11 protein-coding genes are annotated in these 12,316 nt (G+C 63.1%); 2 read left to right on the top strand and 9 right to left on the bottom strand.

Annotated features, from left to right (window positions below; translation table 11 throughout):
• The first annotated feature begins 111 nt into the window (after positions 1 to 111).
• On the top strand, positions 112 to 603 hold the full coding sequence (locus tag ACXHGZ_RS02295) for a GspH/FimT family pseudopilin (RefSeq protein WP_480462179.1): 492 nt from the start codon (positions 112 to 114) through the stop codon (positions 601 to 603).
• Here the strand turns inward: ACXHGZ_RS02295 and ispH are convergent, their stop codons facing one another.
• The 6 genes from ispH to murJ form a co-directional block, all read right to left on the bottom strand.
• Positions 604 to 1,551: a 4-hydroxy-3-methylbut-2-enyl diphosphate reductase gene (gene ispH, locus ACXHGZ_RS02290; RefSeq protein WP_084857016.1), complete on the bottom strand. Its 948-nt coding sequence runs from the start codon at positions 1,549 to 1,551 to the stop codon at positions 604 to 606.
• Between the two features lie 14 nt (positions 1,552 to 1,565).
• Positions 1,566 to 2,003, bottom strand: a complete 438-nt coding sequence (gene fkpB, locus ACXHGZ_RS02285; RefSeq protein WP_480462177.1) for an FKBP-type peptidyl-prolyl cis-trans isomerase — start codon at positions 2,001 to 2,003, stop codon at positions 1,566 to 1,568.
• Entirely contained in the window at positions 1,996 to 2,511 is a 516-nt protein-coding gene (gene lspA, locus ACXHGZ_RS02280; protein WP_196144465.1) for a signal peptidase II, read from the bottom strand. The genes fkpB and lspA overlap by 8 nt, the downstream gene beginning before the upstream one ends.
• On the bottom strand, positions 2,504 to 5,335 hold the full coding sequence (gene ileS, locus ACXHGZ_RS02275) for an isoleucine--tRNA ligase (protein ID WP_084857011.1): 2,832 nt from the start codon (positions 5,333 to 5,335) through the stop codon (positions 2,504 to 2,506). The genes lspA and ileS overlap by 8 nt, the downstream gene beginning before the upstream one ends.
• Positions 5,332 to 6,282 carry a bifunctional riboflavin kinase/FAD synthetase gene (ribF, locus tag ACXHGZ_RS02270; protein ID WP_480462175.1) on the bottom strand — a complete coding sequence of 317 codons (951 nt, stop codon included), beginning with the start codon at positions 6,280 to 6,282 and terminating at the stop codon, positions 5,332 to 5,334. Before ribF ends, ileS begins: the two co-directional genes overlap by 4 nt.
• A gap of 118 nt (positions 6,283 to 6,400) precedes the next feature.
• Positions 6,401 to 7,939 (bottom strand): murein biosynthesis integral membrane protein MurJ, encoded by a 1,539-nt coding sequence (murJ, locus tag ACXHGZ_RS02265; RefSeq protein WP_480462173.1) that lies wholly within the window; start codon positions 7,937 to 7,939, stop codon positions 6,401 to 6,403.
• A 251-nt stretch (positions 7,940 to 8,190) separates the two neighbouring features.
• Between murJ and rpsT the strand changes: the two genes are divergently transcribed.
• Positions 8,191 to 8,469 (top strand): 30S ribosomal protein S20, encoded by a 279-nt coding sequence (rpsT, locus tag ACXHGZ_RS02260; protein ID WP_023382471.1) that lies wholly within the window; start codon positions 8,191 to 8,193, stop codon positions 8,467 to 8,469.
• A gap of 130 nt (positions 8,470 to 8,599) precedes the next feature.
• Here rpsT and ACXHGZ_RS02255 read toward each other — a convergent pair whose 3' ends face one another.
• The 3 genes from ACXHGZ_RS02255 to ACXHGZ_RS02245 are packed head-to-tail and all read right to left on the bottom strand — an operon-like array spanning position 8,600 to position 12,162.
• Positions 8,600 to 10,900, bottom strand: coding sequence for a PqiB family protein (locus ACXHGZ_RS02255; protein WP_480462171.1), 2,301 nt, complete (start codon positions 10,898 to 10,900; stop codon positions 8,600 to 8,602).
• A complete protein-coding gene (locus ACXHGZ_RS02250) occupies positions 10,893 to 11,516 on the bottom strand; it encodes a paraquat-inducible protein A (RefSeq protein ID WP_324818724.1) in 624 nt (207 codons plus the stop codon). Before ACXHGZ_RS02250 ends, ACXHGZ_RS02255 begins: the two co-directional genes overlap by 8 nt.
• Positions 11,503 to 12,162 (bottom strand): paraquat-inducible protein A, encoded by a 660-nt coding sequence (locus ACXHGZ_RS02245; protein WP_368829389.1) that lies wholly within the window; start codon positions 12,160 to 12,162, stop codon positions 11,503 to 11,505. The genes ACXHGZ_RS02250 and ACXHGZ_RS02245 overlap by 14 nt, the downstream gene beginning before the upstream one ends.
• Positions 12,163 to 12,316: the final 154 nt, after the last annotated feature.

The raw sequence follows: 12,316 nt of genomic DNA, 5'->3' as shown, positions 1-12,316 counted from the left end.
CCATTCATCCCTCCGGGAAATTTCCTGCCGCTTCACTTCGACCTGGCCGACTGGACGCTCCGCCCACCGGCCTTGAAGCTACAGCGAAGCACTTCCAGGGAGGAATGCACGGTGAAGCAACGTGGCGTAACACTGATACAAATGATGTGCGCGCTGGCATTGGCCAGCCTTCTGGCAAACGTAGGGCTACCGGCCTACAACCAACTCAGTGACGACCTACACCGCGCCTCTGCAGCCCGGGACCTGGCACAGGCCCTGCGCAGCGCACGCAGCCACGCTTTGCTGCAGCAACAAACGGTGTTGGTTGAACCCTTGGAGGGTGATTGGGGCAAGGGATGGCGAACACGCTTGGCGCATAACAACCAATCGCTGCGCGAGCAACGCCTGGCGCGCAAGTTGAGTATCGCCAGCAACCTGGGCAAGGAAGTGAAGTTCAGTGGATTGGGCGTACCGCTGCGAGGCAACGGTGGGTTCCTGGGTGGAACACTGGAGATTTGCCGCCGCACGGCGCAGGCAAGTCGTTACTGGATAGTGCTGGCCCCCAGCGGCAGGGTCGACCTGCGCACCGTGTCGAACGAGCCGTCACGGTGCGCAGGTGCCTGATCAGATCAGCGAGCGAACCCGCAGTTCCTTGGGCATGGAGAACGTGATGTTCTCTTCGCGGCCATCGAGCTCTTCGGCACCGGTGGCGCCCCAGGCGCGCAGCTGTTCGATGACACCACGCACCAGCACCTCGGGCGCCGAAGCGCCAGCGGTGATGCCGATGCGAGCGACACCGTCGAACCAGCCTTGCTGCATGTCCTCGGCGCCGTCGATCAGGTAGGCCGGGGTGCCCATGCGCTCGGCCAGCTCACGCAGGCGGTTGGAGTTGGAGCTGTTGGGGCTGCCGACCACCAGAACCACGTCGCACTCACCGGCCAGTTGCTTGACCGCATCCTGGCGGTTCTGGGTGGCGTAGCAGATGTCGTCCTTGCGCGGGCCGCCGATGTTCGGGAAGCGCTCGCGCAGCGCATCGATGACGCGGCTGGTATCGTCCATCGAGAGCGTGGTCTGGGTGACGAAGGCCAGGTTCTGCGGGTCGCGGACCTCAAGCTTGGCGACGTCTTCCTCGTCTTCCACCAGGTAAATCGCGCCGCCATTACTGGCGTCGTACTGGCCCATGGTGCCTTCGACCTCCGGGTGCCCGGCATGGCCGATGAGGATGCACTCCTTGCCGTCGCGGCTGTACTTGGCCACTTCGATGTGCACCTTGGTCACCAGCGGGCAGGTGGCGTCGAATACCTTCAGGCCACGGCCTGCAGCTTCCTGGCGCACGGCCTGGGAAACGCCATGGGCACTGAAGATGACGATGACGTCGTCCGGCACCTGGTCGAGCTCTTCGACGAAGATGGCGCCACGGTTGCGCAGGTCCTCGACCACGAACTTGTTGTGCACCACTTCGTGGCGCACATAGATCGGCGGGCCGAAGACTTCCAGGGCGCGGTTGACGATCTCGATCGCCCGGTCCACCCCGGCGCAAAAGCCGCGAGGGTTGGCGAGTTTGATTTGCATGCTCGGCTCCAGGCTCACAGGGCCTTGACCTCGAGGATTTCCACCTCGAAGGTCAGGGTCTTGCCGGCCAGTGGGTGATTGAAGTCGATGGTCACCTGGTCGTCGTCGAATGCCTTGACCACACCGGGCAACTCGGCGTTGGCGGCGTCATTGAAGATCACCAGCAGGCCTTCGGACAATTCCATGTCGGTGAATTGCGAACGTGGCATGACCTGCACGTTCTGCGGGTTCGGCTGGCCGAAGGCGTTCTCCGGGGCGATGGCCAGGGTGCGCTTGTCACCCGCCTTGAAGCCGAACAACGCATTCTCGAAACCTGGCAACAGGTTGCCGTCGCCGACCTTGAAGGTGGCCGGCGACTTGTCGAAGGTGCTGTCGACGGTGTCGCCGTTTTCCAGATGCAACGCGAAGTGCAGGGTAACTTCGGTGTTCTGGCCGATACGGGTCTCAGTCATGGACAGGTTCTCCGGACTTCTTGCTCTTGAACATATCCAGCGCCAGCATCACCGCACCGACGGTGATTGCGCTGTCGGCCAGGTTGAAGGCCGGGAAATACCAACGGTTCTGCCAGTGCACCAGGATGAAGTCGACCACGTGGCCCAGCACGATACGGTCGTACAAGTTGCCCAGCGCACCGCCAAGCACCAGGGCCAGGGCAACGGCCAACCAGGTCTCACCGCGCCCCAGGCGCTTGAGCCAGACCACCAGCACGGCGCTGACCACCAGGGCGATCAGGGCGAACAGCCAGCGTTGCCAGCCGGAGCTGTCGGCGAGGAAGCTGAACGCAGCGCCGGTGTTGTAGGCCAGGGTCCAGCTGAAGTAGTCGGGGATGACCACGATCTGCTGGTACAGGCTCAAGGCCCCTTCGAAGTAGACCTTGGTGGCCTGGTCCAGGACCAGTACCACCAGGCTCAGCCAGAGCCAGGCAAGGCGCCCGAAGCGCCCCGCTGCAGGGTTAGGCATAGTGGCGCACCTCACCGGTACCGCTGAGGTTGTCTACGCAGCGGCTGCAGATTTCCGGGTGCTCCGGATGGCTGCCGACGTCGGCACGGAAGTGCCAGCAACGGCCGCACTTGGCATGGCCGGATTTGACGACCTTCAGCTTGAGGCCTTCGACTTCGGTTGTCACGGCATCGGCCGGCGCCTGGACGAACGGCACCACACTGGCCGCCGAGGTGATCAGCACGAAGCGCAGCTCGTCACCCAGCTTGGCCAGGTCGGCGCTCAGGCCCTCTTCGGCGAACAGGGTGACTTCGGCCTGCAGGTTGCCACCGATGGCCTTGGCGGCGCGCTGGTTCTCCAGTTCCTTGTTGACCGCGGCCTTGACGGCCATGACGCGGTCCCAGTAGGCGCGATCCAGCTCGAAGCCCTCAGGCAGCTCGGACAGGCCCTGGTACCAGGTGTTGAGCATGACCGACTCGTTACGCTCGCCCGGCAGGTACTGCCAGATTTCGTCGGCGGTGAACGCCAGGATCGGCGCGATCCAGCGCACCAGCGCTTCACTGATGTGGTACAGCGCGGTCTGGCAGGAACGACGGGCGACGCTGTTGGCGCCGGTGGTGTACTGGCGGTCCTTGATGATGTCGAGGTAGAAGCCACCCAGCTCCTGGACGCAGAAGTTGTGTACTTTGGAGTAGACGTTCCAGAAACGGTACTCGCTGTAGTGCTCCTCCAGCTCGCGTTGCAGCAGCAGGGTGCGGTCGACGGCCCAGCGGTCCAGGGCCAGCATATCGTCGGCCGGCAGCAGGTCGCGGGCCGGGTCGAAGCCGGACAGGTTCGACAGCAGGAAGCGCGCGGTATTGCGGATACGACGGTAGGCGTCGGCGCTGCGCTGCAGGATCTGCTCGGAAACGGCCATTTCGCCGGAATAGTCGGTGGCCGAAACCCACAGACGCAGGATATCGGCACCCAGGGTATCGTTGACCTTCTGCGGCTCGATGGTATTGCCCAGCGACTTGGACATCTTGCGGCCGCTCTCGTCCACGGTGAAGCCGTGGGTCAGCAGCTCGCGGTACGGCGCGTGATTGTCGATGGCACAACCGGTCAACAGGGAGGAGTGGAACCAGCCGCGATGCTGGTCAGAACCTTCCAGGTACAGGTCGGCGCGCGGGCCGGTGGCGTGGCCGATGTCGTGAGAGCCACGCAGCACGTGCCAGTGGGTGGTGCCGGAGTCGAACCACACGTCCAGAGTGTCGCTGATCTTGTCGTACTGGCCGGCTTCTTCACCGAGCAGTTCGGCGGCGTCGAGCTTGAACCAGGCCTCGATGCCTTCCTTCTCGACACGCTTGGCCACTTCTTCCATCAGCTCGACGGTGCGCGGGTGCAGCTCGCCGGTCTGCTTGTCGAGGAAGAACGGAATCGGCACACCCCAGTTACGCTGGCGCGAGATGCACCAGTCTGGGCGGTTGGCGATCATCGCGTGCAGGCGCGCCTGGCCCCAGGACGGGACGAACTTGGTCTGTTCGATGGCCTTGAGGGCACGCTCGCGCAGCGGCTCGCCGGTGTTGGGCTGCTTGTCCATGCCGACGAACCACTGGGCGGTGGCGCGGTAGATCAGCGGGGTCTTGTGGCGCCAGCAGTGCATGTAGCTGTGGCTGATGGTCTCGGTGTGCATCAGCGCACCGACTTCGCTGAGCTTGTCGACGATGGCCGGGTTGGCCTTCCAGATGAACTGGCCGCCGAAGAACGGCAGCGAATCGACATACACGCCATTGCTCTGCACCGGGGTGAGGATGTCGTCGTTGACCATGCCGTACCGCTTGCAGGTGACGAAGTCGTCTTCACCATAGGCGGGCGAGGAATGGACAACGCCGGTACCGGCGCCCAGTTCGACATAGTCGGCCAGGTAGATGGGCGACAGGCGGTCGTAGAACGGGTGGCGGAAGTTGATCAGCTCCAGCGCGGAGCCCGGGGCGGTGGCCAGCACCGAACCTTCCAGGTTGTAGCGCTTGAGGCACGACTCGACCAGCTCTTCAGCCAGTACCAGCAGGCGCTCGCCGGTGTCGACCAGTGCATAGCTGAACTCCGGGTGGATGTTCAGCGCCTGGTTGGCCGGGATGGTCCAAGGGGTGGTGGTCCAGATCACGATGGCGGCGGGCTTGGCCAGCGAGGCCAGGCCGAAGGCCGCGGCCAGCTTGGCCTCGTCGGCGACCGGGAAGGCCACGTCGATGGTCTGGGACTTCTTGTCGGCGTACTCGACCTCGGCCTCGGCCAGGGCCGAACCACAATCGAAGCACCAGTTCACGGGCTTGAGGCCCTTGAATACGAAGCCTTGCTTGACCATTTCGGCCAGGGCGCGGATTTCACCGGCCTCGTTGGCGAAGTCCATGGTCTTGTAGGGGTTGTTCCAGTCACCCAGCACGCCCAGGCGGATGAACTCGGTCTTCTGCCCTTCGATCTGCTCGGCGGCATATTCGCGGCACAGCTCGCGGGTGCGGTCGGCAGTCAGGTGCTTGCCGTGGGTGACCTCGACCTTGTGCTCGATCGGCAGGCCGTGGCAGTCCCAGCCCGGTACATAGGGCGCGTCGAAGCCCGACAGGGTCTTGGAGCGGACGATCATGTCCTTGAGGATCTTGTTCAGCGCATGACCGATGTGGATCTTGCCGTTGGCGTAGGGCGGGCCGTCGTGCAGGACGAACTTCGGACGATCCTTGCCAATTTCGCGCAGCTTCTGGTACAGGCCAATGCTGTCCCAGCGCTGCAGGATCTGCGGTTCGCGCTGAGGCAGGCCGGCCTTCATCGGGAAGGCGGTGTCCGGAAGGTTTAGCGTGGCTTTGTAGTCGGTCATTTCAGGCTCTTCGTTAGCGGTTGAGCGTGCCAGTGGGCACGTGCGGCGGCGATGTCCGCGTCGATCGCCGACTTCAGCGCCTCCAGGGAGGCGAAACGCTGCTCCTCGCGCAGCTTGTGGTGGAATTCCACCGTCAGGCGCCGGCCATAGAGATCGCCGGCATAGTCCAGTAGATGAATCTCGAGGTGCGGCCGGCCGTCGCCAGCGACGGAGGGGCGCACCCCGATGTTGCCGACACCCGGCCAGGCCTTGCCGTCGATCTCGATGCTGGCCAGGTAGACCCCGGACAGCGGCACGCGGCGGCGCTTGAGCTGGATGTTGGCCGTCGGCGTGCCGAGCTGGCGGGCCAGCTTCTGCCCGTGCAGCACACGCCCGGTAATACGGTATGGGCGGCCCAGCAGGTGCTCGGCCAGCTCGAAGTCGCCATCGGCCAGCGCCTTGCGCACTTCGGTGCTGCTGACGCGCAGGCCGTCCTGGATCACAGTGTTGGCGGCCTCGACGGAGAAACCGTAGTGCTTGCCGGCCTCGACCAGGAAGGCGAAGTCGCCGGCGCGGTCACAGCCGAAACGGAAGTCATCCCCCACCTCGAGGTGGCGCACACCCAGGCCGTCGACCAGGATCGCCTTGACGAATTCGTCGGCACTGAGCGTGCTCAAGCGCTGGTTGAAGGCCAGGCACAGGACCCGGTCGATGCCTTCGGCGGCCAGCAGCTCGACCTTGTCGCGCAGGCGCGCCAGGCGTGCCGGTGCAGTGTCGGGGGCGAAGTATTCGCGCGGCTGCGGCTCGAAGATCACCACGCAAGTCGGCAGGCCAAGCGCCTGCCCACGCTCACGCAGGCGCGCCAGGATTGCCTGGTGGCCACGGTGAACCCCGTCGAAGTTGCCAATGGTGGCGACACAGCCCCGGTGCTCGGGGCGCAGGTTGTGAAGACCTCGAACCAGCTGCATAACGCGCTTCTTGCTCATAAAGTGGCCGATTATAACCACACCCGGGCGCCGGTGACAGGCAGCAGCGCCACAGGGCGGCGTTGAATGCGAAAAACCGACGCCTGGCCCGCCATCGGCCTCAATGCAAGGCCTTGCGAGCGAAATGCCGGGGCCGGAAACCGCACAGGTACAGGCAACCAAAGTAGGTCACCACACCCGCCAGGATCAACGCCCCCAGGCGCAAGAACCGCTCGAGCATGCCCCCCTGCTCCCAGGCCGGCAGGTAATGCATGCCGGCCAGCAGCACGCCGGACATCAAGGCAACCGCCAGCAGCAGCTTGAGCAGGAACATCGTCCAGCCCGGCTGCGGCTGGAACAGCTGCTGGCTGCGCAGCTTCCAGTACAACAGGCCGGCATTGAGGCAGGCGCCGAGGCTGATGGCCAAGGCAAGCCCGGCATGCTGCAGCGGGCCGATGAGCGCCAGGTTGAGCAGCTGCGTGCAGACCAGGGTGAAGATCGCGATCTTCACGGGCGTGCGAATATTCTGCTGCGCATAGAAGCCCGGTGCCAGTACCTTGACCAGGATGATCGCCAGCAGGCCAACGGAGTAGGCAATCAGCGCTCGCTGGGTCATGGCCGCATCGAACGCAGTGAACTTGCCGTACTGGAACAACGCCACGGTCAGCGGTTCGGCGAGGATCGCCAGGGCCAGAGTGCAAGGCAATACGAGCAGGAAGCACAGGCGCAGGCCCCAGTCGAGGATCCGCGAATACTCGTGGCGATCACGGTTGGCGTAGGTCTTGGCCAGGGTTGGCAGCAGGATGGTGCCCAGGGCCACGCCCAGCACGCCCGAGGGCAGCTCCATGAGACGGTCGGCGTAGTACATCCACGAGACCGAACCTGCTACCAGGAACGACGCGAAGATGGTGTTGATGATCAGCGAGATCTGGCTGACGGACACACCGAGGATCGCCGGCAGCATCTGCTTGAGCACCCGCCAGACGCCGGTGTCGCGCAGGCTCACGCGCGGCAGCACGAGCATGCCGATCTTCTTCAGCGCCGGCAGTTGGTACAGCAGCTGCGCCAGGCCCCCGGCCAGCACGCCCCAGGCCAGGGCCATGATCGGCGGGTCGAAGTAGGGTGTGAGCAGCACGGCAAAGGCGATCATCGCCACGTTCAGCAGGGTCGGTGTGAACGCGGGGACGGAAAAGCGGTTCCAGGTATTGAGGATCGCGCCTACCAGCGAAGACAACGAAATCAGCAATATATAAGGAAAGGTCACCCGCAGCAGGGCCGTGGTCAGCTCGTAGCGCTCGGCACTGTCGACGAAACCGGGGGCCGTCACCCAGACGATCCAGGGCGCGGCGAGGATGCCCAGGGCCGTGACCACGGCCAGGACCAGGGTCAGCAGCCCGCTGATGTAGGCGATGAAGGTCCGAGTGGCCTCCTCGCCCTGCTGGGTCTTGTACTCGGCCAGGATCGGTACGAACGCCTGGGAGAAGGCCCCTTCGGCGAAGATGCGCCGCAGCAGGTTGGGCAGCTTGAAGGCGATGAAGAAGGCATCGGTGGCAATGCCGGCGCCGAATACACGGGCCAGGATGGTATCGCGTATGAACCCGAGCACCCGGGAAATCATGGTGATGGAGCTGACGGCGGCCAGGGATTTGAGCAGGTTCATGGAAAAAATTCGCGCCTGAGACGGAGGGCGCTGCCAGAAAGCGCCCGAATATGCGATACTTCCGCGCCTTTTGACGGGGAAGCCAAAACTCCCGAGTTTACAGGTCGCTGCGCAGAAAGAAATCCTTCCTTCTCGCTTGCGCACCGCTCGGCGGATCCCTCAAGGTGGCCTTGACAACCGTTCGACTGATCGGCATGATTCGCGGCCTATTTTGTTTGCTATTTACCTAAAGTCTTTCGAGGAGCTCGACGGTGGCCAACACACCTTCCGCCAAGAAACGTGCAAAACAGGCTGAGAAGCGTCGCAGCCACAACGCCAGCCTGCGTTCCATGGTCCGCACCTACATCAAGAATGTAGTCAAGGCCATCGACGCAAAAGACGCCGAAAAAGCGCAAGCCGCCTACATCCTGGCTGTGCCTGTAATCGACCGTATGGCCGACAAGGGCATCATCCACAAGAACAAGGCTGCTCGCCACAAAGGCCGTCTGAATGGCCACATCAAGGCACTGAAAGAAGCTGCAGCTGCCTAAGCGACGCGCTTGTCGAAAAACCGACCCTAGGGTCGGTTTTTTATTGCCTGCGATTTAGGGGCGCATTCACGCCCGCTCCTGCACAGGAAAAGCCGTCCAGTAAAAAGGGCCGCATAGCGGCCCTCTACGCTTACTTGCCGACCTGGATCTTCGGCGCCCACTTCAGCCACTCATCCTCGGGCTTGTCGAACAAGGCGAAGGTCTGCTGCGGCCGGGCTGGGTTGCCCATCTGCTCGCCTTCCGGCGTGGCGAAGGCGATACCGCCATCGATCAACGTCTCCAGCGACTCGGTACGCACCGTGGCGCCCTTGAACAGGCCCCAGTCGAAGCCGAAGCCACTGCTGTTCCAGAAACGGCTGCCGCCGCGCACCAGGGCCGCATAACGAGGCTCGATGAGGATGTGGATCAGCACACGGTCTGCCGTTTGCCCCAACTCGAAGCCAGTGACCTTGCCGACCGTAACCTCGCGATAGGTCACCGGTACGCCTGGCTTGATCGAACCACGCCGGGGCGCACTGAGGGTCAGCGGCAGCCCGACCACCGGGCCGGCCACCTCGGGGGCTTCGGGCAAGGCGATGAAGTCATGCTGGGGCCCCTTGTCCTTGATGGCTGGCAAGACTTCCAGATATTGCCCTCCCACCAGGGTGTCGAGGTTTTCGGTACGTACCAGGCCGAAGGCAGGCTTGACCACCCAGAACTGGGTGCCGGCACGGGCGATGCGCGTCTGCGCCTGGGTGATGCGCGCCCGCAGCAACACGGCCTGCAGGTCAGCGGTCAGGTCGACACTCTCGACGCTGCCCACATCCAGGCCGCGGAAGCGAATCGCCGTACCCGGCTTGAGGCCATCGGCGCGATCGACGCGAATGGTGATCAGGGTACCGGCACGGTCGGCGGCTTCCTGGTTCTCGTGAAGGCGGAAACGTGGAATGTGGCGCTTGAGAGGCACATCCGGCTTCGGCGTGTCGAAGGCAATACCACCGGCCATGAGCGTCTGCAACGACTCACTCTTGACCTTGATCCCTGACAGGTCACCAGAGAGAGTGATGCCGCTGGCGTTCCAGAACCGTGACGAGCCGTTGACCAGGTTGGCGTATTCCTTCTCGATATGCACGCCGATCAGGATCCGCTTGCTGTTGCGGGCGAACTGGTAGCTCTGCACGCTACCGACCTTGACCTGGCGATACATCACCGGGCTGCCGACTTCCAGCGAGCCGAGGTTCTCAGCGAACAACACCATGTGCAGGCCCGGCGCCTTGAGGTCCAGCGGCGGCGCCTTGGCACGCGCCTCGAACTCACGCAGGGGCTTGGCGCCCTTCTCGCCCGGGCGGATGGCAATGTAGTTACCTTTGACCAGGGCTTCCAAGCCAGTGATACCCGCCAGCGAGATGGATGGTTTGACCACCCAGAACTGCGTGCCTTCGACGAGGTAGTCTTCGGCCAGCGGGTCCAGGGTCAACTCGGCCGTGGCGCTGCTCAGGTCATCGGCGATCTTCATGGTCTTGAGCGAGCCGACCTGGATACCTTTGTACATGACCGGCGTGCGACCGGCCTGCAGCCCCTCGTAGTCCGCCAGCTTGACCTTGATGCGAATACCGGCCTGGGCCGCGTCGAAGTCTTCGTACAGGCGGAACGGCAGGGTCGGATCGGTCGGCGGGCTGTCCTGGCGGTGCTCGGGGGTCGCGAAGGCGATGCCTCCCGCCACGATGCTGGCCAGGGACTCGCTGCGCAGCTTCACGCCCGACAGGTCGGCATCGATGCTGATGCCGCTGGCATTCCAGAAACGCGTGTGCTTGCGCACCAGGTTGGCGTAGGCAGGCTCGATGAAGACTTTGATCTCAACGGTATCCTGGTCTTCGGAGAGGCGGTAGCTCTTCACCCGACCGACTTTGATCTGCTTGTAGAAGACAGGACTGTCGCGGTTGAGCGACCCCAGGCGATCCGCCTTGAGGGTCAGGTGCAGGCCCGGTTCGGTGTCAGACAGAGGTGGCGCCTCCGACAAGGCCGTGAAGCGCTTGGTCTTCTCACCCTCACCAGGGCTGACGGCAATGTAGTTGCCGGATACCAGGGTTTCCAGACCGGAGATGCCCGCCAGGCTGACGCTGGGCTTGACCAGCCAGAAGCGCGTGCCGGTCGTCAGGTGCGGCTCGGCGGCCTTGTTCATCTCGATGGTGGCGATGACACCGGTGTTACTGCCCTCCGCATCGAGCACCAAGGTCTTCACCTTGCCGACCGACATGCCTTTGTAGATGACTTCGGTCTTGTTGGCGACGATGCCTTCACCGGACAGGAAACGCACCTGGATATCCACCCCCGAATCACGGTAGGCCTGCCAGGCCAGCCAACCGCCGATCACCAACGCGATCAGCGGCAGGATCCAGATGGCCGACCAGTTCGAGGCTGGGCGGGTTTTAGCCGTAGGCATGTCACTCATGGTCGTCATCCGACTCCGTGTTATCCCAGATCAGTCGGGGATCGAAAGTTAAAGCAGCGAGCATCGTCAGGATCACCACAGAGGCGAAAGCGACGGCGCCCAGGTTGGCTTCGACGCTGGCGATGCGGCCGAAATTCACCACTGCCACCAGGATGGCAATGACGAAAATATCCAGCATGGACCAGCGTCCAATGAATTCGATGAAGCGGTACATCAATATCCTCTGTCGGGCCGACAGGGGCTGGTGCCGCTGCACCGAATAAAGCAGCAGCCCGATGCCGACCAACTTGAACGTCGGCACCAGAATACTGGCGATGAACACCACGGCAGCAATAGGCAGCATGCCGTGCTTGAGCAGGGTGATGACGCCGGACATGATTGTGTCCGGGCTGCCCTGCCCCAACGCACTCACCGTCATGATCGGCAAGACGTTGGCAGGGATGTAGAGAATGGTCGCCGTGATCAGCAACGCCCAGGTACGCACGATGCTGTTAGGCCGACGCGCATGCACGATCGCCCCACAGCGGGTGCAGGTCTGCGAATCACTACCAGGTTCCTGGCGGTTGAGTTCATGGCATTCATTGCAGACCAGGATGCCTGCATCAAGCGCTCGCATGCTCATCCTCCCCCGACAGTGCACTCCAGATCTGGTGTGGCGACATCACGACTTCCAGCCACACCTGAACCAGCAACAGGCTGATGAAACAGAACAGGCCAAGCCCTATGGTCAGTTCAGCCAGGTCGACCAGTTTGACGATCGCAACCAGAACCCCCATGAAATACACCTCGAGCATGCCCCAATCACGCAGGTGGTGATAGACACGATAGAAGAGCAGGCCATGGCTGCGCCCGATATCCAGACGGATGCTCAGCAATACCAGCAACTGGCAGAGCAGCTTGAGCAACGGAATCGCCATGCTGCACAGGAACACCACTACGGAAACACCACGCATCTGCGAGTTGTACAGGCCCAGCACACCGCTCCAGACAGTGTCGTCGGAGGTCTGGCCAAGCAGGTGCAGCTGCATGATGGGCAGGAAGTTGGCGGGTACATAAAGCAACAGTGCAGTGATCACCAGGGCCAGGCTGCGGTTGACCACGTTATGGCGGTGAGCATAGAGCTCGTAACCGCACCGGGGGCAATGCGCCTTTTCGTCATTCTGCAACGTTGGCTTGCGCATCAGCAGGTCGCACTCATGGCAGGCGACGAGCTTTTCCAGCGGCAGCTGAGCCAGCGCTTCGGAGTCGGGGGGGTTGGGCATATCAGACGTCTGAATGGAGGAATGGGCTCTATTCTAGTGTTCTGACTCAAATTGTGGGAGATGGCCATAACGGTAACCCACCTTTGTAGGCGCGGCCTTGTGCCGCGAAGCGGGCGCGCAGCGGCCGTAAGCCCAGGCGACGCGGTGCACCAGG

Source organism: Pseudomonas shiyinii (genome assembly GCF_056725765.1).
This window is presented reverse-complemented; position numbering and strand designations above follow the sequence as displayed.

Coding starts and splice junctions, on each gene's coding strand:
- ispH (WP_084857016.1), bottom strand. CDS start 1,551: ATGCAAATCAAACTCGCCAACCCTCGCGGCTTTTGCGCCGGGGTGGAC.
- fkpB (WP_480462177.1), bottom strand. CDS start 2,003: ATGACTGAGACCCGTATCGGCCAGAACACCGAAGTTACCCTGCACTTC.
- lspA (WP_196144465.1), bottom strand. CDS start 2,511: ATGCCTAACCCTGCAGCGGGGCGCTTCGGGCGCCTTGCCTGGCTCTGG.
- ileS (WP_084857011.1), bottom strand. CDS start 5,335: ATGACCGACTACAAAGCCACGCTAAACCTTCCGGACACCGCCTTCCCG.
- ribF (WP_480462175.1), bottom strand. CDS start 6,282: ATGCAGCTGGTTCGAGGTCTTCACAACCTGCGCCCCGAGCACCGGGGC.
- murJ (WP_480462173.1), bottom strand. CDS start 7,939: ATGAACCTGCTCAAATCCCTGGCCGCCGTCAGCTCCATCACCATGATT.
- ACXHGZ_RS02255 (WP_480462171.1), bottom strand. CDS start 10,900: ATGAGTGACATGCCTACGGCTAAAACCCGCCCAGCCTCGAACTGGTCG.
- ACXHGZ_RS02250 (WP_324818724.1), bottom strand. CDS start 11,516: ATGCGAGCGCTTGATGCAGGCATCCTGGTCTGCAATGAATGCCATGAA.
- ACXHGZ_RS02245 (WP_368829389.1), bottom strand. CDS start 12,162: ATGCCCAACCCCCCCGACTCCGAAGCGCTGGCTCAGCTGCCGCTGGAA.